The 22,688-nt window shown below is 73.6% G+C and carries 21 protein-coding genes; 13 read left to right on the top strand and 8 right to left on the bottom strand.

Going from position 1 to position 22,688, the window contains the following annotated elements; translation table 11 throughout:
- Positions 1 to 94 precede the first annotated feature (94 nt).
- The 5 genes from K1X13_RS02100 (at position 95) to K1X13_RS02080 (ending at position 5,473) form a co-directional block, all read left to right on the top strand.
- Positions 95 to 1,699: an FAD-binding oxidoreductase gene (locus K1X13_RS02100; RefSeq protein WP_221023385.1), complete on the top strand. Its 1,605-nt coding sequence runs from the start codon at positions 95 to 97 to the stop codon at positions 1,697 to 1,699.
- An 80-nt stretch (positions 1,700 to 1,779) separates the two neighbouring features.
- Positions 1,780 to 3,066, top strand: a complete 1,287-nt coding sequence (locus K1X13_RS02095) for an MFS transporter (RefSeq protein ID WP_221023384.1) — start codon at positions 1,780 to 1,782, stop codon at positions 3,064 to 3,066.
- Positions 3,067 to 3,079: 13 nt separating this feature from the next.
- Positions 3,080 to 3,676 (top strand): DUF5998 family protein, encoded by a 597-nt coding sequence (locus K1X13_RS02090; protein WP_221023383.1) that lies wholly within the window; start codon positions 3,080 to 3,082, stop codon positions 3,674 to 3,676.
- On the top strand, positions 3,673 to 4,794 hold the full coding sequence (locus tag K1X13_RS02085; protein ID WP_221023382.1) for an alkaline phosphatase family protein: 1,122 nt from the start codon (positions 3,673 to 3,675) through the stop codon (positions 4,792 to 4,794). The genes K1X13_RS02090 and K1X13_RS02085 overlap by 4 nt, the downstream gene beginning before the upstream one ends.
- 19 nt (positions 4,795 to 4,813) lie before the next feature.
- Positions 4,814 to 5,473, top strand: a complete 660-nt coding sequence (locus tag K1X13_RS02080; protein WP_221023381.1) for a thymidine kinase — start codon at positions 4,814 to 4,816, stop codon at positions 5,471 to 5,473.
- Positions 5,474 to 5,523: 50 nt separating this feature from the next.
- Here K1X13_RS02080 and K1X13_RS02075 read toward each other — a convergent pair whose 3' ends face one another.
- Positions 5,524 to 5,955: a VOC family protein gene (locus K1X13_RS02075; protein ID WP_221023380.1), complete on the bottom strand. Its 432-nt coding sequence runs from the start codon at positions 5,953 to 5,955 to the stop codon at positions 5,524 to 5,526.
- Positions 5,956 to 6,037: 82 nt separating this feature from the next.
- On the bottom strand, positions 6,038 to 6,403 hold the full coding sequence (locus K1X13_RS02070; RefSeq protein ID WP_221023379.1) for a hypothetical protein: 366 nt from the start codon (positions 6,401 to 6,403) through the stop codon (positions 6,038 to 6,040).
- Positions 6,404 to 6,468: 65 nt separating this feature from the next.
- Here K1X13_RS02070 and K1X13_RS02065 point away from each other — a divergent pair, with 65 nt between their 5' ends.
- Positions 6,469 to 7,377, top strand: a complete 909-nt coding sequence (locus tag K1X13_RS02065) for a sulfurtransferase (protein ID WP_221023378.1) — start codon at positions 6,469 to 6,471, stop codon at positions 7,375 to 7,377.
- Positions 7,378 to 7,454: 77 nt separating this feature from the next.
- Complete coding sequence (locus K1X13_RS02060) at positions 7,455 to 10,616, top strand: M36 family metallopeptidase (protein ID WP_221023377.1); 3,162 nt, start codon at positions 7,455 to 7,457, stop codon at positions 10,614 to 10,616.
- Between the two features lie 168 nt (positions 10,617 to 10,784).
- On the opposite strand, the gene K1X13_RS02055 is transcribed toward K1X13_RS02060, so the two are convergent.
- Positions 10,785 to 11,216: a hypothetical protein gene (locus K1X13_RS02055; protein ID WP_221023376.1), complete on the bottom strand. Its 432-nt coding sequence runs from the start codon at positions 11,214 to 11,216 to the stop codon at positions 10,785 to 10,787.
- A gap of 171 nt (positions 11,217 to 11,387) precedes the next feature.
- On the opposite strand from K1X13_RS02055, the gene K1X13_RS02050 reads away from it, so the two are divergent.
- Positions 11,388 to 12,596, top strand: a complete 1,209-nt coding sequence (locus K1X13_RS02050; RefSeq protein WP_221023375.1) for a phosphotransferase — start codon at positions 11,388 to 11,390, stop codon at positions 12,594 to 12,596.
- Here the strand turns inward: K1X13_RS02050 and K1X13_RS02045 are convergent.
- Positions 12,577 to 14,586, bottom strand: a complete 2,010-nt coding sequence (locus K1X13_RS02045) for an SDR family oxidoreductase (protein ID WP_221023374.1) — start codon at positions 14,584 to 14,586, stop codon at positions 12,577 to 12,579. The two genes, K1X13_RS02050 and K1X13_RS02045, sit on opposite strands and share 20 nt — an antisense overlap.
- Positions 14,587 to 14,622: 36 nt before the next feature.
- Positions 14,623 to 15,690, bottom strand: coding sequence for a septation protein SepH (gene sepH, locus K1X13_RS02040; RefSeq protein ID WP_221023373.1), 1,068 nt, complete (start codon positions 15,688 to 15,690; stop codon positions 14,623 to 14,625).
- Positions 15,691 to 15,785: 95 nt separating this feature from the next.
- Between sepH and K1X13_RS02035 the strand changes: the two genes are divergently transcribed.
- Complete coding sequence (locus K1X13_RS02035; protein WP_221023372.1) at positions 15,786 to 16,427, top strand: trimeric intracellular cation channel family protein; 642 nt, start codon at positions 15,786 to 15,788, stop codon at positions 16,425 to 16,427.
- Positions 16,428 to 16,440: 13 nt separating this feature from the next.
- Here K1X13_RS02035 and K1X13_RS02030 read toward each other — a convergent pair whose 3' ends face one another.
- On the bottom strand, positions 16,441 to 17,766 hold the full coding sequence (locus K1X13_RS02030; RefSeq protein WP_221023371.1) for a D-arabinono-1,4-lactone oxidase: 1,326 nt from the start codon (positions 17,764 to 17,766) through the stop codon (positions 16,441 to 16,443).
- A 272-nt stretch (positions 17,767 to 18,038) separates the two neighbouring features.
- Here K1X13_RS02030 and K1X13_RS02025 point away from each other — a divergent pair, with 272 nt between their 5' ends.
- Positions 18,039 to 18,674, top strand: a complete 636-nt coding sequence (locus K1X13_RS02025) for an oxygenase MpaB family protein (protein ID WP_264082244.1) — start codon at positions 18,039 to 18,041, stop codon at positions 18,672 to 18,674.
- Here the strand turns inward: K1X13_RS02025 and K1X13_RS02020 are convergent.
- Entirely contained in the window at positions 18,634 to 19,860 is a 1,227-nt protein-coding gene (locus K1X13_RS02020) for an MFS transporter (protein ID WP_221023370.1), read from the bottom strand. The genes K1X13_RS02025 and K1X13_RS02020 overlap by 41 nt on opposite strands.
- A gap of 24 nt (positions 19,861 to 19,884) precedes the next feature.
- Between K1X13_RS02020 and K1X13_RS02015 the strand changes: the two genes are divergently transcribed.
- The 3 genes from K1X13_RS02015 to K1X13_RS02005 all read left to right on the top strand — a co-directional run bounded on the left by K1X13_RS02015 (position 19,885) and on the right by K1X13_RS02005 (position 22,267).
- Positions 19,885 to 20,973: a ferrochelatase gene (locus K1X13_RS02015; RefSeq protein ID WP_221023369.1), complete on the top strand. Its 1,089-nt coding sequence runs from the start codon at positions 19,885 to 19,887 to the stop codon at positions 20,971 to 20,973.
- A 3-nt stretch (positions 20,974 to 20,976) separates the two neighbouring features.
- Positions 20,977 to 21,774 (top strand): inositol monophosphatase family protein, encoded by a 798-nt coding sequence (locus K1X13_RS02010; RefSeq protein ID WP_221023368.1) that lies wholly within the window; start codon positions 20,977 to 20,979, stop codon positions 21,772 to 21,774.
- 202 nt (positions 21,775 to 21,976) lie between these two features.
- Positions 21,977 to 22,267, top strand: coding sequence for a DUF4193 domain-containing protein (locus tag K1X13_RS02005; RefSeq protein WP_221023367.1), 291 nt, complete (start codon positions 21,977 to 21,979; stop codon positions 22,265 to 22,267).
- A gap of 119 nt (positions 22,268 to 22,386) precedes the next feature.
- Here K1X13_RS02005 and K1X13_RS02000 read toward each other — a convergent pair whose 3' ends face one another.
- Entirely contained in the window at positions 22,387 to 22,674 is a 288-nt protein-coding gene (locus tag K1X13_RS02000) for a DUF4235 domain-containing protein (protein ID WP_221023366.1), read from the bottom strand.
- Between the last annotated feature and the right edge of the window lie 14 nt (positions 22,675 to 22,688).

Genomic DNA, 22,688 nt, shown 5'->3' with positions numbered 1-22,688 from the left:
GCGCCGTACCCCGGTCTCGACCCGAGTACGAGAACGGCCCGGGCCGGGTGCGGATACTCAGGCGCAGGCGGCCTCCGCTGCGTAGCCTCCAGGCATGAGAGGTCGGGGGACGGCGGTGCGCAGGGCGCGGGTGGTGCTCGTCGGTGCCGTCCTGGTCGTGGTGCTGACCTACGGCGGGCTCACCGTCGCCGAGCTCGCCGGGGCCCCGGCCTCGGCCAAGGACTGCGCGGTCCACGCCCTTCCGACGCCGGTGGCGCCGGACCTGGCACGCCCCGTCGCGGAGTACCCCGGGGAGCTCGCCCAGCGCGGCGGCACCCTCAACGACGCCAGCTGCCTGAACCGCACCCCGGTGTACGGCGTCGTGCGGCCGCGGTCCGCCGCGGACGTCCGGGAGGCGCTCGCCTTCGCCCGCGCCGAGGGGCTGTCGGTGTCCGTGGCCGGCACCCGGCACAGCATGGGCGGCCAGGCGTTCTTCCCGCGGGCGCTGGTCCTCGACATGCGCGGGCTCGACCGGGTGCGGGTGGACCCGGCCGCGCGCACCGCGACGGTCCAGGCGGGGGCCACCTGGCACGAGGTGCTCGAGGCCGTCCACCCGCACGGCCTGTCCGTGGCGACCATGCCGAGCATCGACGTGCTCAGCGTCGGGGGCACCCTCTCGATCGACGCGCACGGCCTGGACTTCCGGGCCGGGAGCCTCTCGGCCACGGTGCGCTCCCTCGAGGTGATGCTGGCCGACGGCACCGTGCACACGCTGGACCGGACCCACGAGCCGGAGCTGTTCCGGGCCGTGCTCGGCGGCTACGGCCTGTTCGGGGTGGTCCTGGAGGCGGAGCTCGACCTGGTGGACAGCGAGATGTACGAGCTGACCCAGCGGACCGTGGCCTACGACCGCTTCCCGGACCTGTTCCGCGACGAGCTCTGGCCCGACGACCGGTACCGGCTGATGTACGCGCACCTGTCCACCTCGCCGGACAGCCTGCTGCGCGAGGCAGTGGTGTACACCTACGAGACCACGGCGGCCGGCGAGCCGGTGCCGCCGCTGCGCGAGCCGGAGAGCATGGCGTTCGGCCGCTTCGTGCTCAACCTGGCGCGGACCGGCGAGGTCGGCCAGCGGGTGAAGTGGGCCGCCCAGCGGCACCTGCTGCCCCGCGTGCGCTCCTGCCGGCGCTCCCGCAACGAGGCCCTGCGCGACGCGGAGGCGTGCCTGGTCGGGCGCAACCAGGCGATGTACAACAGCCTCGGGCTGCTGCGGAACCGGATGGACCGGCACACCGACATCCTCCAGGAGTACTTCCTGCCGCACGACCGGCTGGTGCCGTTCCTCGACGACACCCGGGCGGCCCTCCGTGAGCACGACGCGGTCCTGCTCAACGCCTCGATCCGCTCGGTCCCCGGCGACGACGTGATGCTCGGCTACGCCGCCGAGGAGCGCTTCTCGCTGGTGCTCTACCTGAGCCAGGAGGTCACCCCGCGGGCGAACCGGGACATGGCCGGCCTCACCCGGGCGCTGGTCGCGAGCGCGCTCGAGCACGGCGGCACCTTCTACCTGCCCTACCAGCAGCACTACACCCGCGCGGACCTCGAGCGGGCCTACCCGGAGCTGGACGCGTTCTTCGCGCTGAAGCGCCGGTACGACCCCGGCCTGCTGCTGATGAACAGCCTCTACAGCCGGTACGCCGCGCCCTCGGACGCGTCGTAGCGGCGGCTGTGGCCCACCTCACCGGGCGGGGTGGGTAATTCGTTGGCGCGCGAATGCCGCTTACCGGAGAATTCCGGCTCGTGGACAACATCATCGTCTCCGACGAGCCCGAGGCGCTGGTGCCGCCCCGCCTCGACCCGCTGGTCAAGCGGCTGTTCGTGGGCATCGCCTTCTCCGCGCTCGGCAGCGGCCTCACCATGCCGTTCCTCTACGTCTACCTCGCGGAGATGCGCGGCATCTCGACGTCCACCGTGGGCCTGCTCTTCGCCTGGATGGGCCTGCTCGGCTTCGTCGGCTCGCCGCTGGGCGGCACCCTGATCGACCGGTTCGGGCCGCGCCCGGTGATGATCGTCGGGCTCACCGCCGAGGCGATCGGCGTCGCGTCGCTGGCCCTGGTGCAGAACACCTGGCACGCGTTCCTGGTCTCCTCCTTCATCACCCTCGGCACCGTGGGGCTCTACCCGGCGAGCACGGCGATGCTCACGCGGCTGGTTCCCGAGGAGGCCCGCGAGAAGGTCTACGGCTTCCAGTTCATGCTGCTCAACGCCGGCCTCGGCGTCGGCGGGGTGGTCAGCGGCCTGATGATCTCCACGAGCGACGTCACGTCCTTCCAGCGGCTCTACCTCGTCGACGCGCTGTCCTACGTCGTCTACATCGCGGTGATCCTCAGCCTGCCGCGCGGCACCGGCGCGATGGCCCGCCGGGAGGCCGAGGAGGAGATCGGGCCCCAGCCGGGCTGGCGGGAGGTGCTCCGCGACCGCACCCTGGTGCGCGTGGTCGCGATGTCCGTGGTGGTGATCACCTTCGGCTACGCGCAGTTCGAGGCCGGGTTCGCGGCGTACACCGTGGACGTGGCCGGCGTACCGGCGAAGTCGCTGGGCTGGGCGTTCGGCGCCAACACCGCCGCGATCGTGCTCGGCCAGCTGGTCACCCTCCGGCTGATCAAGGGCCGGCGGCGTACGTCGATGCTCGCCCTGTGCGCGGCGATCTGGTCGCTGTCGTGGGCGGTGATCGCCTCCTCCGACGCGGTCGACGGCGCGACGTCGGTGCTGCTGGTCGTCGTGGGGCTCGGGCTGTTCGGCCTGGGCGAGACGCTGTGGGCCCCGGTGGCCCCGGCGATCATCAACGACCTGGCCACCGAGGAGCTGCGCGGGCGCTACAACGCGCTCCAGGGGATGACCTGGACCGTGGCGATGATCGTCGGCCCGGCGCTGGCCGGCCTGCTGATCGGCAACGGGCTCGCGCACGTGTGGGTGGCCTGCACCGTGGGCGGCACGGCGGTCGGCGCGCTGCTCTTCCTCAACCTGCGCCGGCACCTGACCGACGCCCAGGACGGTGTGGAGGCCGAGGTCACGCTGGCTGCATGAAAGACTGACCAGCATGCAAGACCGTTACGCAGACCTGCGGGCCGCCATCGAGAAGTCGGGCTACTACCCCGACGTCGTCGCGGACTCGGTGAACGCGGCGGTGGCGGGGGAGGGCGTCGTGTCGTTCCTGGTCCACCACGAGCCGACGATCGACCGGGACGAGGTGCGCCGCCACGTGACCGTGGTCGTGCTCACCCCGAGCCGCCTCATCCTGGCGCACACCGACGAGCACGAGCCGGACGACCTGCTGCCGGCGCCGTACACCTCGACCTCCACCGAGGCGGTGATGCTGCACTCCGTGCGCTCGGTGGTGGTCAACCGCATGGTGGCCAACCCGGCGTCGTACGCCGGCAAGCCGGTCCCGCCGCCCGGCGCCAGCGAGGTCGTCCTGACCATCGGCTGGGGCGGCGTCGGCCGGGTCGACCTCGAGCCGGCCGGCTGCTCGGACCCGCAGTGCGAGGCCGACCACGGCTACACCGGCGTGATCGCCTCCGACGACTTCTCGATCCGGGTCAGCGCCGCCGCCGACGGGGTCGACGCCGTGGCCCACGTGCTCTCCTTCGCCGAGGTGCTGTCCGCGAGCACCGCGGGCACCACGCCCGCCCGATGACCGACGAGTTCACCGCCCCGGCCTACGGCGACCGCTCGCTCGGCGACGTCCTGCCCGCGGTCGCGGCCGCGATGGGTGTCGACGCCGGCCTCGGCCCCACCTCGATCGAGCTCCCCGAGGGTCGGCGGTACGTCGTCTTCCTCGTCGACGGCCTCGGTTACGAGCTGCTGCGCGACCACCCCGAGGAAGCGCCGTTCCTGCACTCGCTGCTCGGCGCGCAAGCCCCCGCGACGGTGGGGGTGCCGTCCACCACCGCGACCAGCCTCACGTCGCTGGGCACGGCCCTGCCCCCGGGCACGCACGGGGTCGTCGGGTACACCTCCCGCATCCCGGGCAGCGACAGGCTGCTCAACGCGCTGCTCTGGGACGCCGGCGTCGACGCCCGTGAGTGGCAGTCCCACCCGACCGCGTTCGGCCGGATGGCCGCCGCCGGCGTGCACACGACGGTGGTGAACAAGCGCGCGTTCGCGACCTCCGGGCTGACGGTGGCCGGCCAGCGCGGCGCGGAGTTCGTCGGCGCCGACCGCGTCGGGGAGCGCCTGGCCGCCGCGCTGGAGGCGTCGACCGGGTCGCCCTCGCTGACCTACCTGTACGACGGCGACCTGGACTGGACCGGGCACGCCTACGGGGTCGCCTCGATGCAGTGGGAGCAGCAGCTGTCGATGATCGACATGGCCGCCGAGCACCTGCGCGAGACGCTGCCCTCCGACGTCCGCGTCGTGGTGGTGGCCGACCACGGGATGGTCGACTCCCCGTTCGACCAGCGGGTCGACGTGGACGAGGTGCCGGACCTACAGGACGGCGTGGCGCTGGTCGGCGGCGAGGCGCGGTTCCGCCACCTGTACTGCCGCAGCGGCGCCGTGGACGACGTGGTGGCCAGCTGGCGCTCCGTGCTCGGCGCGCGGGCGGAGGTGCTGTCGCGCGACGAGGCGCTCGCCCTGGGCTGGTTCGGCGAGGTGTTGCCCGTCGTACGGCCGCGGTACGGCGACGTCGTGGTCGCCTGCCGGGGCGACTTCGCCGTGCAGAGCCTCTCCGCCTTCCCGCACGAGGCGAAGCTGCTCGGCCTGCACGGCTCGCTGACCTCGGCGGAGATGCTGGTCCCGATCCTGGTCGCCTGACGTGGCATGATTCTCGCCCGTGGCTGAACTCCAATTCTTCACCGGGACGATGGACTCCGGTAAGTCGACGCTGGCCCTGCAGACCAACCACAACCACGCGGCGCGCAACCGGGTCGGACGGATCTTCACCACGCACGACCGGGCCGGCACCGCCACCCTGTCGAGCCGGCTCGGGCTCACCCACGAGGCGATCGAGGTCGCGGCCGACTTCGACTTCTGGAAGTACGTCGTGGGCTCGCTGACCCACGGCGGCCGCATCGACTACCTGATCTGCGACGAGGCCCAGTTCTACACGCCGCAGCAGATCGAGCAGCTCGCCCGGATCGTCGACGAGCTCCAGATCGACGTCTTCGCGTTCGGCATCCTCACCGACTTCCGCTCCCAGCTCTTCCCGGGCTCCGCGCGGCTCGTCGAGCTCGCGGACCGGATGAACGTGCTCCAGGTGGAGGCCCTGTGCTGGTGCGGCAAGCGAGCCACCCACAACGCCCGCACGGAGAACGGCGTGATGGTCACCGAGGGCGAGGTGGTGGTCGTCGGGGACATCGAGAGCGCCGACGAGGAGCCCGCCGACTCCCACGTCGGCTACGAGGTGCTCTGCCGCCAGCACCACCGGCGCAAGCTCACCGCGGCCCGGGCCAAGGCGGTCTCCCTCGCGCCGGAGCCGCTGCCGTTCGGGTGAGCGGTCGCTCGACGCCCTCGTCGGCCTCGTCGCCCACCTGAGGGCTCAGCTCACTCGGCGCCGAACCGGTCCCGGGCCTCCGTCGGAATGAGCGGCTTCTCGCCCCGGACCTTGAGCTGCTGGACGGCCCAGGTGTTCCCGTCGGGGTCGCTGAAACCGAAGAACGTGCCGCCGTCGCGCTCGTCGAACACGGTGATCTCGCTGGTCTCGACGCCGCGGCCCAGGAGCTCCTCCCGGGCGGCCACCGCGTCCGCGACGCACAGCTGGAGGCCCCGCATCGACCCCGGCGCCATCTCCTGCTGCGCCGGCAGGTCCCCGACCACGATGGAGCAGCCCGAGCCGGGTGGCGTCAGCTGCGCGACGCGCATCTGCTCGGTGCGGGTGTCGTGGTCGAGCACGAAGCCGACCTGGTCCCGGTAGAAGGCGACCGCGCGGTCGATGTCGCTCACCGGGAGTAGCACGACCTCCAGCGTCCAGTCCATGGGAGGCATCCTCGCGCAACCCCGCTCGCACGCGCAGGCGAACGGCGCCGCCCGAGGGGAGACCCGGCGGCGCCGTCGTGGCCTAGCAGCGCCGGATCGCCCGCCCAGCGGGGTCCACGACCTGCCGGTCGCCGAGAGCCTCGCCCAGCTGGTAGGTCACGGTGGAGGGGAGTCCGACCACGGTGTGGAAGCCGGCGCCCACGTCCTGCGACAAGCTCGCGGTGACCTCGTCCTCCGACTCCGCGACGGAGAAGGTCACCCGGGAGGTCTCGCCGCCGTGCATGATGTGGAACGTCAGCCTGCTGTCCCCACCGACGGAGTAGCACTCCGGTGGGCTCCCGCCTTGGTGGGCGGCGCTGACCCAGCCGGCCGAGGTGACGACGAGACCGACGGCGAGCGCCACGGTGAGGAACGGCGAGGCGAGGCGGCGCCTGAGGGATGCATGCACGGGGAGCAGTATCGGGGACGGATCCCGCCTCGCGGGGCGGTTTGTCCCGAGGCATACTCGCGGGCATGGCCGACCCCACCCCGTTGACCCGTCCGCAGACCAGCCCCGCGCCCGGCCCGCTGACCACGGTGGCCGCGCTCGCCGCGCTGCTCGACACGGAAAAGCCCGTGACCCTGCTCGACGTCCGCTGGCGGCTCGGCGGGCCGCCCGGAGCCGAGGAGTTCGCCCGCGGGCACCTCCCCGGGGCGGCGTACATCGACCTCGAGACCGACCTGGCCGACCCGCCCGGCCCCGGGGGACGGCACCCGCTGCCGGACCCGGCGCGGTTCGAGGCCGCGATGCGCCGCTGCGGTGTGCGGGAGGACCGGCCCGTCGTCGTGTACGACGCCGTCGGCGGGACGTCCGCGGCGCGGTGCTGGTGGCTGCTGCGGCACCACGGCCACCGCGACGTGCGGGTGCTCGACGGCGGCTACCCGGCCTGGGTCGCGGCCGGCGGCGCGGTGGAGGAGGGGGACACCGTGCCCCGCGAACCGGGCGACCTCACCGCCCGTCCCGGCGGGATGCCGGTGCTCGACGCGGACGGCGCGGCCCGGGTCGCCCGGTACGGCGTCCTCCTCGACGCCCGCGCCCCGGAGCGCTACCGGGGCGAGGTGGAGCCGGTGGACCCGGTGGCCGGACACGTCCCCGGGGCGGTGAACCTGCCCGCCACCGCGAACCTGGTGGGCGCGCCCGAGGCGGACGTGCAGACGTTCCGACCCGCCGAGGACCTCGAGCCGCTCTACACCCGCGCGGGTGCCCTCGGCGGCCGGGAGGTGGGCGTCTACTGCGGCTCGGGTGTCACCGCCGCGCACGACGTGCTCGCCCTGGAGGTGCTGGGAGTGCGGGCCGCGCTCTACCCGGGCTCCTGGAGTGGGTGGGTGGCCGACCCGGCACGCCCGATCGCGACCGGCGAGGAGCCCGCGGCCGGCACGTGACCAATCGCACCCAGCGTCGTTGAGACACGTGTGCCCGCCCAACCCCGGCGGGCCTACGGTCCAACGAAAGGGCACGCATGCGCCTCCGCCGTTCCGCAGCTGTCGCGACCATCCTCGCCACGTCGGCTGCCACCCTCGCCGCCGGCGGACTGCTCCCCGCAGCCGAGGCAGTCACCGAGCACTCCCTGGCCACCCCGTCCGGGCACGCGGCCGAGGACAGCCGCACCGGCAACCCGCTGGTCCGGCCCGACAGCAGCCGCGTCGACGCGGTCAAGCAGCTGGTCGCGCGGGCCGGCAGCGGCGCCCGGGTCACCTGGGACACCGAGTTCGGCACTCCGCGCACGATCTACCCGGCGCCCGGCGAGGCCCTCTCCGCGCCCCGCGACGGGTCCGCGGTCGACGTCGCCCGCGCCTTCGTCGACGCCAACCGCGCCGCCTTCGGGCTCAGCTCGGCCGAGGTCGCCGCCCTCGCGGTCACCCGCGACCACAGGCTCACCGGCGTCGACGTGCACGTCGTCAACTTCACCCAGACCGTCGCCGGGGTCCGGACCGTCCGCGGAGGCTCCATGGGCCTCGCGGTCGACGGCGCCGGCCGGGTCCTGGCATTCACCGGGGAGGTGGCCCCGGACAGCGACCTGCTCGGCTCGTACGGGCTCACCGCCGCGGCTGCCCTGACCAGGGCCGGCGCCGCCCTCGGCGTCACGTCGCTGGCGCCGAGGGCCGACGGCGACGTCGCCGGCTTCGACCGTTTCGAGACCGGCCTGGCCTCGCAGTCCTACGTGCAGAAGGCCGCGTTCCCGACCGCGGACGGCGCCCGCGCCGCCTACCGCGTGCTCTTCGTGAACAAGCTCGACGAGGCCTGGGACATGGTCGTCGACGCGCAGACCGGCGAGGTGCTCTACAAGACCTCGCTGGTGCAGCACGAGGCCGAGGGCCTGGTCTACGAGAACTACCCGGGCGCCCCGCAGGGCGGCGAGCAGGAGAAGGTCAGCTTCGGGCCCACCGCCGAGTCGCCCGGCGGGTACGTCGACCCGACCGGCCTCACCGGGATCGGGGTGACCACGCTCGGCAACAACGCCGACACCTTCAAGAACTGGTCGAACTTCATCGCCCCGCTCGACCAGGCGAACCGCACCGTGGCTCCGACCGGCCAGTTCAACTTCGGCTTCCCCAACGCGTGGGAGACCTCGGAGTGCCAGGCGGTCCCGCCGGCGTACGAGCAGGACTCCGACGCCTCGTCGACGAACCTCTTCTACCAGCACAACCGGATCCACGACGAGTTCTACTCCTACGGGTTCACCGAGAGCGCCGGGAACTTCCAGGCCGACGGCGGCGACCCGATCATGGGCCTGGTCCAGGCCGGCGCGATCAGCGGCGGCGCCCCGACGTACACCGGCCGCGACAACGCCTACATGCTGACGCTGCCCGACGGCATCCCGCCGTGGAGCGGGATGTTCCTGTGGGAGCCGATCAACGACGCGTTCGAGGGGCCCTGCCGCGACGGCGACTTCGACGCCGGGGTGATCGAGCACGAGTACGCCCACGGCCTGTCCAACCGCTACGTCGGCACCGAGGACGGCGCGCTCGGCGGGCACCAGTCCGGCTCGATGGGCGAGGGCTGGGGCGACTGGTACGCGCTGAACCACCTGCACCGCGAGGGGCTCCAGGACAACTCGGTGGTCGGCACCTACGTGACCGGCAACGAGGAGCGGGGCATCCGCAACTGGGCCTACGACGACACCGAGGCCAACTTCGGCGACATCGGCTACGACCTCGGCGGCCCCGAGGTGCACTCCGACGGCGAGATCTGGACCGCGACCCTGTGGGACATGCGCCAGGCCCTCGTCGCCGAGCTCGGTGAGCAGGAGGCCGCGGAGGTCGCCTCGTTCATCGTCACCGACGGGATGCCGCTGGCTCCCAACGACCCGAGCATGCTCGACATGCGCGACGCGATCCTCAAGGCGCTCGACATCCGCTACCACTCGCGGGCGGACTTCGACGTGCTCCAGGACGTCGTGTACGGCGCGTTCGCCGACCACGGCATGGGCACCGGCGCCTCGAACCAGAAGAGCGAGGCCGACGAGACCGGCGCCGGCGACATCGACCCCGTCCCGTCGTTCGCCCACCAGAACCCCGAGCGCAACGGGGTGCTCGCCGGCCGGGTGGTCAACGCCTCCTCGGGCGACCCGGTGGCCGACGCCCGGATCATGCTCGGCACCCTCGAGGCCGGGGTCACCCCGGTCGCGCGGACCGGAGCCGACGGCCGCTTCACCGTGACCGCCGCCGAGGGCAGCTACCCGCTGACCATCCAGGCCCGCGGGTACGGCGCCCGGACCGTCGACGCGCTCGACGTGGCCGCCGGCCAGACGCTCTCGCAGCAGTTCGCGGTCGCGCCGAACCTGACCTCGGAGGCCAACGGGGCGCAGGTCGTCTCCTCGACCACCGGCGGCGCGAAGTCGCTGATCGACGACACCGAGCAGACCCGGTGGAAGACGACCGTCAAGTCCGGCAACGCCGTGGTGAAGCTGGCCCGGCCGGCCACCATCTCGAAGGTCCAGGTCAGCGCTTTCACCACGTCGCGCTTCGAGGCGGTCCGCTCCTTCACGCTGCAGACCTCGAACGACGGCGTGAACTGGAAGACGCAGCCGATCGGCAAGGACGCGTTCGACTACCAGATCCCGCGGCCGACGGTGGGCGACGTGCACTACCGCACGTTCACGCTGCCGACTCCGGTGAAGGCGTCCTACGTGCGGCTGTGGGCCGACTCCGCGCTCGGCGAGACCAAGACCAACGCGCAGTTCGGTGACCTGCAGGTCTTCAGCAACGCGCCGGTGAAGGTGTCGCCGCTGCCCCCGGCGCCTCTCGACGAGCCGTTCACCGAGACGTTCACGATCGCCGGCAGCAACCCGAGCAGCGACCTGACCGGCGGCGGCGTCGTCGGCGCCGAGCTCGCGAGCACGTGCAGCGCCCCGCCGGCCAGCCAGGGCACGGACGGCTGGGTCAGCACCCTGCCGGAGTCCTTCGGCGACGGTGCCCACAAGGTGGCGGCGACCGGGTCGGGTGCGGCGTACGACCTCGACCTGTACTTCTACAACACCGACTGCGAGCTCATCGGCAGCGCGGCCTCCAGCGCCGCCGACGAGTCCGGCGCGCTGCCGACCGGGACCGCCTTCGTGGTCACCTCCGCCTACCTCGGCGCGGCGACCGACGTCGTCCTCGAGGCGGTGGACACCCAGTAGGCCGGGCGACGGGCCCGTCAGCCAACCCGGCGGGCCCGTCGCTCTGACGAGGTCGTGGGTCGGTGAGATCAGGGGTACCGATCCGCGGCCTCGTTGCCTGTCCGGGCCCGGTCGCGAGCGGCCACGGTCACCGACCTGGCCGAAGACCCCGGTGAGGCTCGGGTGCGGTCAGGCGACGGCGCCGTGCGCCTGCACCGGCTCGGCGAGGTCCGCGAGCAGCCGGTCGAACACCGCCGCCGCCGTCGGTACGTCGATCAGCCCGGCGTCGTAGCCGCGCCAGTCGTGCGCCGCGGCGCCGTCGAGCACGACCTCGGCGACCGGGACCGCGCCGGGCCGGAGGACGAGACGTCGTCCCGCGCCCGCCGTGCGGTGCTCGGCGCAGTCGCACTCCGAGCGCAGCAGCAGCCAGGTCAGGTCCTCCGGGCGGTGGGTGCGCAGCACCACCCGGGTGCCGCGCGCGAAGAAGTGCAGCATGCCGTGCTCGGCGGAGCGCAGCCACAGCGCGACCGGGACGCGGTGGCTGGGGGAGAGCACGGTGAGGCCGCGGTCGCCCAGGGCGGCGGTCCAGGCGGGGAAGGTCAGCGGAGCGGAGGAGGTCATGGTCACGGCTTCCGGGTCGGGCGGTCGTCGGCAGGCGGTGGTGCACCAGCCGGGGCTGGTGTCAGCGGCAGCGACAACACAGGTGACTCATGACCGGTCCAGGGTGGCAGCTCGGCGGGTCGCGTGCAGCCGGATCTCAGGATCCGGGCGCCTGCACTAGCGTGGGGGTCCATGAGCACCTGGGGCCGCTCCGCGACCACCGCACCGGTCGCGGCCGTGGTCCGGGAGGCGTTCGGGGCCGACGCGCGGGTGACCAGGTCGCGACGGGTCGGCGGGGTCCGAGAGCGCAGCGCGCTGCTGCGGCTGCACCTCGACGGCCCCGGCGACCTGCCCGCCAGCGTGGTCGCCAAGCGGCTGAAGTCCGCGTCGGCCGGCGACCCCGACGCCCTGGGCCTGTTCCACGCCGAGCTCGCCTCGCTCCGGTTCCTGTCACGGCCGGAGGTGGCCGGGCAGGCTGACCTCGGGGCGCCGGGCCTGGTGGGCGATTCCGCGCGGCAGCGGGTCGTGGTGATGGAGGACCTCGGGGACGGCGTCAGCCTGGCCGACGTCCTGCTCGCCTCCGGTGTCGGCGCGGCACCCGCGGACGGTGCGGCCGTCGACGCGCTTCACCGCTACGCCCGGTCGCTGGGGACGCTCAACGGTGCCACGCGGCCGCACCTCGACGCGTTCCGGGCCGAGAGCCGCGCGCTCGGGGCGACCGACCCGGACACGGCGTGGGGCGACGAGGTCGGCGAGGTGCTGGCCGGGCTGCCCGGGGCACTGGGCCCGCTGGGCCTGCCGGTCGACGCCACCCTCGCCGCCGAGCTGTCCGCGCTCCGCGAAAGCCTCACCGACCCCGCCTGGACGGCCTTCACCCACGGCGACCCGTGCCCGGACAACAACCTCCTCGCCGCTGACGGCAGGCTGGCCCACTTCGACTTCGAGTTCGCCGGCCTGCGGCACGCCCTGGTGGACGGCGCCTACCTCACCGTGCCGTTCCCGACCTGCTGGTGCGTGGGCACCCTGGACCCCGCGCTCCAGACCTCGCTGGAGCGGACCTACCGGTCCGTGCTCGGCGAGCACCTGCCCGCGGCCCGCGACGACGCGGCGTACGACGCCGCCCTGCTCGCGGTGCGGGCCTACTGGGCGCTGCGCATGGTGACCTGGCTGCTGCCGAAGGTGGTGGCCGAGGACCGCGACTGGGGCCGGGCCACCATCCGGCAGAGGGTGGTCCTGCGTGTCCGCGGGCTCGTGGACCGGGCCCGTGACGCGGGGGAGTGGCCCGCGACCGCGGCGCTGTTCGAGTCGCTGCTGGCGGGGCTCGCGGAGCGCTGGGGGGACGTCGTACCGATGGACGGCTACCCCGCGCTGGAGGCGCCGCCTACCAGTGCACGCCCTTGAGCAGGCGGGCGAGAAACATCTGCTCCGAGGTCGGCGCGTCGCCGGCGTCCTCGCCGCGCGCGGCCGCCGAGTCCGGGAAGACCTGGTAGGCCAGGTGCAGGATCCGGAACGTGGTCTTCGGCGCCACCGTGTGCGCGACCGCACCCAGGCTGCCGAGCGCCGTGTTGATCTCGTGCGGCCGGTCCGCGAGCGCGCGCAGCACCAGGTCGGCCGCCTGCGCCGGGGTGATCGTGGGGAACCGGTCGTAGATCTTGGTCGGCGCGATCATCGGGGTCTTCACCAGCGGCATGTGCACGGTGGTGAAGCTGACCCCGTCGCCGACGACCTCGGAGCTGACCACGTTGCTCCACGCGTCGAGCGCGGCCTTCGAGGCGACGTAGGCGCTGAACCGCGGCGGGTTGGTCTGCACGCCGATCGAGCTGACGTTGACGATGTGGCCGAACCCCTGCGCCCGCATCTTCTCCATCACGCCCATCACCAGGCGGACCGCGCCGAAGTAGTTGAGCTGCATGGTGCGCTCGAAGTCGTGGAACCGGTCGTGGCTCAGCGCCAGCGAGCGCCGGATCGAGCGGCCGGCGTTGTTGACCACGAAGTCGATCGTCTCGTGCTCGGCGCAGAGCTGCTCGCACAGCGCGTCGATCGCGGTCAGGTCGGAGAGGTCGCAGGGGTAGACGTACGCGATGCCGCCGGCAGCCTCGATCGCGGCCTGGGTGTCCTCGAGCTTGTCCTTGCCGCGCGCCACCAGGACCGGGACGCCGCCGGCCTGGGCGACCTTGAGCGCGGTCGACCTGCCGATGCCCGACGAGGCACCGGTGATCACCACCGTCCGGCCGGCCAGCGCCTCACGCAGGTGGTCGTCCTGCGCGGTCGTGCGGTCGAGGTGGTCCTCCCAGTAGTTCCACAGGGTGAGGGCGTAGCTGTCCAGGTCGGGGCAGGAGATGCCGGACCCGCGCAGCGCCCGCTCGGTACGGCGTGAGGCGTACTGGGTCGGGAAGGAGACGTGCTCGAGGACCTGGGGAGGGACGCCGAGCCGGCCGATCGTCTCGCGCAGCGCCAGCTGCACCGGGGCCAGCCGCAGCGCGTTGCTGACCAGACCGCTCGGCCGCAGCGCCCGGGGGAGCACCCCGCGCGGCAGGATGCCGGTCACCCGGCGGTCGAACGGCACCGCGAACCGCGGGGCCTGCGCGGCGGCGGCGAAGGTGTTCACGACCTCCACCGTGGGCTGCGGGTCGGGGTTGACCAGGTGGAACGCCTGGCCGTCGAGCCCCGGCTCGTGGGCGATGTGGTCCATCGCCTTGGCGACGTAGTCGACGGGGACGACGTTGGTGTCGCCGAGGTCCACGCCGAGCAGGGGCAGCCACTGCGGGAGGCTGTCGCGCATCCGCTTGAACAGCGGGAAGAAGTAGTAGGGCCCGTCGACCTTGTCCATCGCCCCGGTCTCGGAGTGGCCCACGACGACCGCCGGACGGTAGACCCGCCAGGGCACCTCGGACTCCTCGCGGACGATCCGCTCGGACTCGAACTTCGTCCGGTGGTACGACGACGGCAGGCCCTGCCCGACGTCGAACATGCTCTCGTCGTAGACGCCGGGGTAGTCACCGGAGGCGGCGACGGACGAGACGTGGTGGAAGACACCGGCGTCGAGGTCGGCCGCGAGCCCCAGCGCCGCGCGGGTGCCGCCCACGTTGAGCTGCTCGTTCAGGTCGTCGGGCGCGGTCATGTCGTAGAGCGCCGCGAGGTGGAAGAAGTGCTCGACGGAGCCGCGGTGCTCCTCGACCCAGGCCGGGTCCACGCCGAGCCCCGGGCTGCCGAGGTCGCCGGTCACCGGGGTCACCCGGCCGGGCACGCCCCACGAGCGGACCAGCGCGTCGAGCCGCCTGCGGGACCCCTCCCGCACCAGCACGAACACCTCGCCGTCGCGGTGGTCGAGCAGCTCCTGCACGAGGTGCCGGCCGATGAAGCCGGTCGCGCCGGTGACGAAGTAGGCCATGGAACCGTCCGCTTCGGTAGGTCGGGTGAGGTCAGGTCACTCGGAGCGTCCGCCACCGAACATGATCTCGTCCCAGCTCGGGACCGAGGCGCGGCGGTTGCGGCGACCCTTCTTCGCCGGGGCCTCGGGCTTCGCGGCCTCGTCGCCCTCGGCGGGCTGCTCCGCGTCCCGGGCGGCGGGCTCGTCGGCCTGCTCCACGGGGGTCTCGACCGGCGAGGTCGCCGCCGGCTCCGCGGTCCGCGGCTCGGGGTCGCGGCGGCCGGCGGGCCGCTCGGTCGCCTGGGTGGCCATCCAGTCGGCGTCGCCGGTCGCGGCGGCGGGCTCGCCGACCTCGGGCACCGAGCGGCGCCGTACCTGCTGGGCGGTCTGGCTGAGGTCGACGGTGACCTCGTCGGCGGACACCGGGCGGTGCTCCTGCGGGGAGACCATGCCGATGACGTCCTCGCCCAGGGGCAGCTCGTCCTCGCTGCCGACCGGAGAGAGCCGGCGGGCGGCGGGCTCGGCGGGACGCGGCGCGGCCGGCTTCTTGACGGGCTGCTCGCCGAGGAGCAGACGGGCCTCGTCGTTCTCGGCCACGACGAAGCGCCCGGGGGCGTCGAACACGAACTCGGCGTGCTTGGAGCGCTCACCGTGGCGGTAGTCGGCGACCAGCGCCCAGCGGCCGTCCTCGCGGCGCCAGGCGTCCCACTCGACGGAGTCGGGGTCGACGTTGCGGGACCGCAGCTGCTCGGCCACGGCGTCCCCGAGCACGCGGGCCGGCCCCTCCCCGGCCTTGCGGCGGACGGAGGCGCGCTGCGCGCGGTCGGCGATGTGGGCACGCTCGGCGAGCACCGGTCCGGCGAAGCCCATGATCCGGTCGACGGTGGTCTGCGCAGCCTGGGCGACCGCCTCGGGGGTCTCCCCGGAGCGGATCCGTGCCTGGATGTCGCGGGGGCGCAGGGCGCTGTCCATCTGAATCTCCAACTGGCCGAGTCGTGCGTGGTCACCTCGGAGGGCGGCCCGGAGCTTCGCGTCCGCAGGAAGGGCGTACTCCTCACCCGAGTCACTGACGAGGACGAGCTTGGACCTGTCCTCCGTCAGCCCCACGAGTGTGAGGTCCTGCATCGTGTCCCGCTCCTTGTCTGAGTGCTGTTCGGACGAGCCTACTTCAAGCGCAGGCACCGGCCGGTGGCGCCGCGCTTGCTCGGTAGCCTCGGCCCATGGAATCTACGGTCGTGGAGCCGGGCGCGCTCCTGGTCACCCTCGACATGGTGGGGATCTTCGTCTTCGCGATCTCCGGCGGGCTGGTCGCGGTCCGCAAGGGGCTCGACATCTTCGGGGTGCTGGTGCTCGCCTGGACGACCGGTCTCGGCGGCGGGTTCCTCCGCGACGTGCTGATCGGCGCCGTCCCCCCGGCGGCGCTCGCGGACTGGCGGTACCTGATGGTTCCGGTGGCCGCCGGGCTGGTCACCTTCTACTTCCACCCGGCGCTCGGCCGGATGGAGCGGCTGGTCAACGTGTTCGACGCGGCCGGGCTCGGCCTGTTCTGCGTCACCGGTGCGCTCAAGGCGCTCGACTTCGGCCTCGGGCCGGTCCCGGCGGCCTTGATGGGGATGCTCACCGGGATCGGCGGCGGCGTCGCCCGCGACCTGCTCGCGGGCCGGGTGCCGGTGGTGCTGCGCAGCGAGATCTACGCGACGCCCGCGTTGGTCGGCGCCGCGGTGGCGGTGGCCGGTGAGTCCAGCGGGCTCTCCACGTTCGCCTACGCGATCCCGGCGGTGGTGCTGTGCACCGGGTGGCGGCTGCTGGCGCTGCGCAAGGGCTGGGAGGCGCCTCGCCCCGCCGGGTCGGCCAGCACGTGACCGGTCGGCCCGGTCAGCCGCCGAGCACCCGGTCCAGGTAGGCGTTGGCGAACGCCCGGTCCGGGTCGACCCGGTCGCGGACCCGCGCGACGTCGTCCCACCGGGGGTAGGCCGAGGCAAGGTCGGGGGCGGTCCGGGTGTGCAGCTTGCCCCAGTGGGGGCGCCCGTCGTACGCCCGCAGCACCTCCTCGACCGCCGTGAAGTACGCCGTGTGGTCGGTCTGCCGGTTCACGTGGAAGGCGAGGAACACCGACTCCCGCCGGTACGCCGGGGAGAGCCACGCCTCGTCGCCCGGCGTGCAGCGGACCTCCACGGGGAAGCCGATCCGCAGGCCCGACCGCGCGATCAGCGCCCGGACCTCGGCCAGCGCCTCCATGCCCGCCTCCCGCGGCACGGCGTACTCCATCTCCCGGAAGCGCGCCGTCCGCGGCGAGCAGAACACCCGGTGCGAGGCGTCGCTGTAGCGCCGGGCGGACAGCGCCCGCGCCGACAGCCGGTTCAGCGCGGGGACCGCCGCCGGGACCGCGTTCCCTGCCCGGTTGACCCAGCCGAAGACGGTGTTGGCGAGGAACACGTCCTCGAGCAGCTCCCGGGACCGGGACAGCGGCCGGGGCGGCTCGGTGGTCCGGTTGTCGCGCTTCACCAGCGCTCGGTCGGTGTGCGGGAACCAGTACAGGTCCACGTGGTCGTTGCCGTCGACCAGCTCGTCGTAGCGGTCCACCGCCTCGTCGAGGGGCATCGGCTCCTCGACCGCCTCCAGCGTGAAGGCCTGCTCCACCGCGAAGGTGACGGCGGTGAGGACCCCCAGCGCGCCCAGCCCGACCCGGGCCGCCGCGAACAGGTCGCGGTCGGTCCCGGCGCTGCAGGTACGGAGCCGGCCCTCGCCGTCCACGAGCTCGAGCGCGGTCACCTGGGCCGACAGCGAGGCGCGCCGCCCACCCGTGCCGTGGGTGCCGGTGGAGACCGCACCGGCCACGGTCTGCCGGTCGATGTCGCCGAGGTTGTGCAGGGCCAGGCCCAGCGCGTGCAGCCGGTCGTTGAGCACGTGCAGCGGCGTCCCGGCGAGAACCGTCACGGTCATCGCCTCCCGGTCGACACCCCGGATCCCGGACAGCCGGTCCGGGAGCAGCAGGACGCCGTCGGTGACCGCGACGTCGGTGAAGGAGTGGCCCGAGCCGACCATCTTCACCCGGCGCCCCTCGTCACGGGCGGCACAGACCGCCGCCACGACCTCGTCCGGGTCGGCCGGGGTGACGACCCGGGCCGGGGCGGCGGAGGCCAGACCCGCCCAGTTCCGCCAGGTGACGGCGGGCTCGGCGGCGTGGAGCGGCGGGTGCATGCGCCGAGGCTACGGGAGGCCTCACCACCCGTCGGACATACTCGAGAACGTGACGCTGCCCGTCGTGCACGACGTCCGCAACCGACTCGGTGAGCGGCTCTTCGCCCGCGTCGCGGGGCCGGAGGGGCCCGCGCGGCGCGACCGGATCCACCACACGCCGGGCCCGCGCTGGTTCCCCGAGGACGCCCCGATCCGGCAGGTGCACGGGGACGCGTCCATGTTCGTCGGCGGGGTCCGCGCCCCTGCTGCTCCAGTCGCTGCACCCGCTGGCGATGGCCGGCGTCGCCGCCCACTCGGGGTTCAAGGGCGACCCCTGGGGCCGGCTCCAGCGCACCAGTCACTTCCTCGCGGTGACCACGTTCGGCACCGCCGAGGACGCCGAGGCGATGGTGCGGCGGATCCGGGCCGTGCACGCGACCGTGGTCGGCGCCGCCCCCGACGGCCGCCCGTACGCCGCGTCCGACCCGCACCTGCTGCGCTGGGTGCACGTCGCGGAGGTGGACAGCTTCCTCGCCGCCCACCAGCGGTACGGCGCCGCGCCCCTCGACGCCGCCGGGCGGGACGGCTACGTCGCCGACACGGCGCGGGTCGCGGAGGCGCTCGGGGTGGTCGACCCGCCGCGCACCGAGGCCGAGCTCCGGGCGGCGCTCGAGGAGTACCGGCCCGAGCTGGCCTCGACCCCGGAGGCGCGGGAGGCGGCCCGGTTCATCCTGCTCAACCCGCCGCTGCCGCTGCTGGCCCGCGGCCCCTACGCCGCGATCGCCGCGGCGGCCGTGGCGCTGCTGCCGCGCTGGGCCCGGCGCCCGCTCCGGATCCCGCGGCTCCCGCTGACCGAGGCCGTGGCGATGCGGGCCGCCGGCGTCGTGATCACGCGGACGATCCGCTGGGCGATGAGCCCTCCCCGGTGACCCGCCGGGCGCTCGGCAGCAGGGTCGCGCCGAAGGCCACGAGCGCGCCGAGCATCGCCGCGACGACCGACACCCAGTAGCTCGCCGAGGCGCCCTGCCGGTCCACGACCGCGCCGACGACCGCGGCGCCGGGCGCCAGGCCGGCGTACATGCCGGTGGTCATCGTCGCGATCCCCTCGGTCAGCCGTGACGCGGGCACGGTCTCCTCGATCAGCGCGACGCTGGCGATGAGGGTCGGGGAGATCGCGAACCCGGCCAGGAACAGCACCCCGGTCATCGCCGCGAAGCCGTCGACGAACGGCAGCGGCACCAGCGCGAGGGCCAGGGCCAGCATCCCGGTCCGGAACCGGACCGCGTTGCGCCACCGCCAGGAGATGGCGCCGGTGGCGACCCCCGACAGCAGGCTGCCCAGCGCGAACACGCCGAGCAGCGGACCGGCCGCGGCCTTCGCGCCCAGCTCCTCCGCGAACGCGACCGTGGCCACCTCGACGCCGCCGAACAGCACGCCGAGCATGCAGCCGGCCACGACCAGCGGCCCGAGGACCGGCCAGCCCATCGAGCCGGCGCCGTGGCTGCCGGGGGCGCGCGGGTGCGGCGGGGGAGCGGTGCCGCGCTGCGCGGCGAGCGCCAGCGTGCCCACCAGGCCCGAGGCCACCGCCGCGACCAGCCCCGCCAGCGGGTGCACCGCGGTGGCGAGCACGGTGACCAGGATCGGGCCGAGCATGAAGACGACCTCGTCGACCACCGCCTCGAACGCGAACGCGGTCTGCAGCTCCCGCTTGTCGGGCACCACCCGGCTCCACCGGGCCCGGACGCTGGAGCCGATCTGAGGCAGCGCGGCACCGCCGAGCGCGGCGAACACGTGCGGCAGCGGCGTGGGCCAGGACCGCTCCACCGCCACCATCAGCAGGGTCATCGCCACGGTGAACGCCAGGATCGTCACCGGGAGCACCCGGACCTGCCCGAGCCGGTCGGTGAGCCGTCCCTGCGGGATGGCGAACACCGCGTTGGCGATCAGGTACGCCGCGGCGACCGCGCCGGCGAGGCCGTAGGACCCGGTCCGGGTGGAGACGAGCAGGACCACCCCGAGGCTGACCATCGAGATCGGCAGGCGGGCCACGAGCCCGCTGAGCGAGAACGCCAGGGCGCCCGGCACCGAGAGCACACGACGGTAGGGGGTGAACATCGACGGCAATCCTAAGATGGGCGCATGGTTCCTGACGCCGCGCCGTACGACGCCCTCCTGCTGGTCTCCTTCGGGGGCCCCGAGAAGCCCGAGGACGTGGTCCCCTTCCTGGAGAACGTGACCCGCGGCCGCGGGATCCCCCGCGAGCGTCTCGAGGAGGTGGGCGAGCACTACTTCCTGTTCGGCGGTCGCAGCCCCATCAACGACCAGAACCGCGCGTTCATCGCCGCGGTCGAGGAGGACTTCCGCACCTCCGGCCTCGACCTGCCCGTCTACTGGGGCAACCGGAACTGGGACCCCTACCTCGCGGACACGCTGCGCCGGATGAAGGACGACGGCATCGCGCGGGCCGCCTGCCTCGTGACGAGCGCCTACTCGTCGTACTCCGGGTGCCGGCAGTACCGGGAGAACCTGTACGACGCCGTGGCGGAGGTCGGCGAGGGAGCCCCCCGCCTCGACCGCCTGCGCCACTACTTCAACCACCCCGGCTTCGTGGAGGCGATGGTCGACGCCACGCTGAGCGCGCTCGCCGAGCTCGGGGACGACGTGCGCCACGACGCCCACGTGCTGTTCGTGACCCACTCGGTCCCGACGGCGATGAACGCCGCGAGCGGGCCCGAGGGAGGCGCCTACGTCGCGCAGCACCTCAGCGTCGCGGACGAGATCGGCGACCGGGTCCGCCAGGAGACCGGCCACCGCTACGCCAGCGACCTCGTCTTCTGCTCCCGCTCGGGCGCCCCGCACGTGCCGTGGCTCGAGCCCGACGTCAACGACCGGATGGAGGAGCTCGCCGAGGGCGGGGTCCGCGCGGTCGTGGTGGTCCCGATCGGCTTCGTCTCCGACCACATGGAGGTCATCTACGACCTCGACACCGAAGCCGCGGCGACCGCGGAGAAGCTCGGGATGCAGCTGGTCCGGGCCGCCACCGCGGGGGTCGACCCGCGGTTCGTGTCGATGGTGCGTGACCTGCTGCTGGAGCGGGCCGCCGTGGAGCGGGGCGAGGACGTCACCCGCGCCTCCGTCGGCGCCCTGGAGCCGTCGTGGGACGTGTGCCCGCCCGGCTGCTGCGCCAACCAGCGCGGCCCGCGCCCGGCGCTGTGCGGGAGGGACTGACCGGTGGGGCACGACCAGGACGCCCTGCTCGACCTCGCCCGCGCGGTGGCCGTCGAGGCCGCGGAGCTGGTGCGCGACCGCCGGCGGCAGGGGGTCGAGGTGGAGCAGACCAAGAGCAGCCCCACCGACATCGTCACCGCGGTGGACCGCGCCGCCGAGGAGCTGATCCACGAGCGGCTGGTGGCCGCCCGCCCCGACGACGGCTTCCTGGGTGAGGAGGGCGCGGCCCGGGAGTCCGCGAGCGGTGTCACCTGGGTGGTGGACCCGATCGACGGGACCGTGAACTTCCTCTACGGGCTGCCGCAGTACGCGATCTCCATCGCCGCGACCGTGGACGGCGAGACCGTCGCCGGCGTGGTGCTCAACGTGGTGTCCGGCGAGTGCTTCACCGCCACCCGCGGCGGTGGCGCCTGGTGCGACGGCGAGCGCCTCGCCGTACGCGCCCACGCGCCGGTCTCCGAGCGGCTGGTCTTCACCGGCTTCTCCTACGAGCGCGACGTGCGGGCCCGGCAGGCCCAGGCCGTCGCCGCGATGCTGGGCCGGGTCCGCGACGTGCGCCGGCTCGGCTCCGCCGCCCTGGACCTGTGCTTCCTCGGCGCCGGGCGGACCGACGCCTATGTCGAGGAGGGGCTGAACCCCTGGGACGTGGCCGCGGGCGGGCTGGTGGCGACCGAGGCGGGTGCCCGCCTGGAGACGCGCCCCGGCGTGGGCGGCAAGCCGTGCGTGGTGTGCGCCCCCGCCGACGGGTTCGACGAGGTCGTGGCCCTGGCCGCGGAGTGCGGTTTCTTCGCGGAGGACTGACCGGGAATAGCCCGGCCCGCCGCGCGGTTGTCCCCCTGCGCGTGTGCGGGAACGCGCGCGATGGACGGGTCGTTGTGAGACTGGCGACACCATGTGGAATGGGCGTGCGAAGACGGCCTCCGATGGTGCACAATCCGCACGACTTGATCGCCCATGACTTGTGAGCACGGCACCCACTGGTAACAGGGGGCAGGAGACGACTATGGCAACTGATTACGACGCACCTCGCAAGACCGAGGAAGAGCAGAGCGAGGAGAGCCTCGAGGAGCTCAAGGCTCGCCGCCACGACAAGAACTCCGGCAAGGTCGACGAGGACGAGGCCGAGGCCGCCGAGTCGTTCGAGCTGCCCGGTGCCGACCTCTCGCACGAGGAGCTCGCCGTCGAGGTGCGCCCCCGGCAGGAGGACGAGTTCACCTGCATGAGCTGCTTCCTGGTGCACCACCGCAGCCAGCTCGCGGACGCGGACAAGATGATCTGCCGCGACTGCGCCTGAGCAGACCACCCGTTGCCCGGCCACGACCGGGCGCGAACGTCGAAGGCCGGCCCCCGATGCGGGGGCCGGCCTTCGGCGTCTTCTGAGGTACCGGCGCGCCCGCGGGCGCGCCGGGAGGTCTAGACCTCGACCTCCTCCAGGTTCGCCGGGAGGTGGCCGGTCGACTTGCGGTAGTAGGTCGCTGCCTTGCGCGAGGCCAGCATGCGGGCGACGCCGACGGCGACACCGCTGACGGAGGCCCACATCACGGCCTCACCGAACGACGTGTCGGGGTGCGCCGGGTTCTGCGGCGGCTGCTTCCCCGTGGCGACCTTCCAGGACGTGGTCAGCGCCTTGCGGGCGGCGAGGCCCGCCACCGTGGTGGCGCCGAGTGCGTACAGGGTCCAGACCTTCGAGCCCGAGGCCATAGTGCTTCCTCCTG

Origin of the sequence: Nocardioides jiangsuensis, assembly GCF_019679455.1 — a bacterium.
Classification (GTDB): domain Bacteria; phylum Actinomycetota; class Actinomycetes; order Propionibacteriales; family Nocardioidaceae; genus Nocardioides_C; species Nocardioides_C jiangsuensis.
Note: the sequence above shows the minus strand (reverse complement) of the source record. Positions and strands in the feature narration are given on the sequence as shown.

Excerpts from the sequence above, each read along its gene's own strand:
- K1X13_RS02100 (WP_221023385.1), top strand. The coding sequence starts at position 95 with ATGAGAGGTCGGGGGACGGCGGTGCGCAGGGCGCGGGTGGTGCTCGTC.
- K1X13_RS02090 (WP_221023383.1), top strand. The coding sequence starts at position 3,080 with ATGCAAGACCGTTACGCAGACCTGCGGGCCGCCATCGAGAAGTCGGGC.
- K1X13_RS02085 (WP_221023382.1), top strand. The coding sequence starts at position 3,673 with ATGACCGACGAGTTCACCGCCCCGGCCTACGGCGACCGCTCGCTCGGC.
- K1X13_RS02075 (WP_221023380.1), bottom strand. The coding sequence starts at position 5,955 with ATGGACTGGACGCTGGAGGTCGTGCTACTCCCGGTGAGCGACATCGAC.
- K1X13_RS02065 (WP_221023378.1), top strand. The coding sequence starts at position 6,469 with ATGGCCGACCCCACCCCGTTGACCCGTCCGCAGACCAGCCCCGCGCCC.
- K1X13_RS02060 (WP_221023377.1), top strand. The coding sequence starts at position 7,455 with ATGCGCCTCCGCCGTTCCGCAGCTGTCGCGACCATCCTCGCCACGTCG.
- K1X13_RS02055 (WP_221023376.1), bottom strand. The coding sequence starts at position 11,216 with ATGACCTCCTCCGCTCCGCTGACCTTCCCCGCCTGGACCGCCGCCCTG.
- K1X13_RS02050 (WP_221023375.1), top strand. The coding sequence starts at position 11,388 with ATGAGCACCTGGGGCCGCTCCGCGACCACCGCACCGGTCGCGGCCGTG.
- K1X13_RS02045 (WP_221023374.1), bottom strand. The coding sequence starts at position 14,586 with ATGGCCTACTTCGTCACCGGCGCGACCGGCTTCATCGGCCGGCACCTC.
- sepH (WP_221023373.1), bottom strand. The coding sequence starts at position 15,690 with ATGCAGGACCTCACACTCGTGGGGCTGACGGAGGACAGGTCCAAGCTC.
- K1X13_RS02035 (WP_221023372.1), top strand. The coding sequence starts at position 15,786 with ATGGAATCTACGGTCGTGGAGCCGGGCGCGCTCCTGGTCACCCTCGAC.
- K1X13_RS02030 (WP_221023371.1), bottom strand. The coding sequence starts at position 17,766 with ATGCACCCGCCGCTCCACGCCGCCGAGCCCGCCGTCACCTGGCGGAAC.
- K1X13_RS02025 (WP_264082244.1), top strand. The coding sequence starts at position 18,039 with ATGGCCGGCGTCGCCGCCCACTCGGGGTTCAAGGGCGACCCCTGGGGC.
- K1X13_RS02020 (WP_221023370.1), bottom strand. The coding sequence starts at position 19,860 with ATGTTCACCCCCTACCGTCGTGTGCTCTCGGTGCCGGGCGCCCTGGCG.
- K1X13_RS02015 (WP_221023369.1), top strand. The coding sequence starts at position 19,885 with ATGGTTCCTGACGCCGCGCCGTACGACGCCCTCCTGCTGGTCTCCTTC.
- K1X13_RS02005 (WP_221023367.1), top strand. The coding sequence starts at position 21,977 with ATGGCAACTGATTACGACGCACCTCGCAAGACCGAGGAAGAGCAGAGC.
- K1X13_RS02000 (WP_221023366.1), bottom strand. The coding sequence starts at position 22,674 with ATGGCCTCGGGCTCGAAGGTCTGGACCCTGTACGCACTCGGCGCCACC.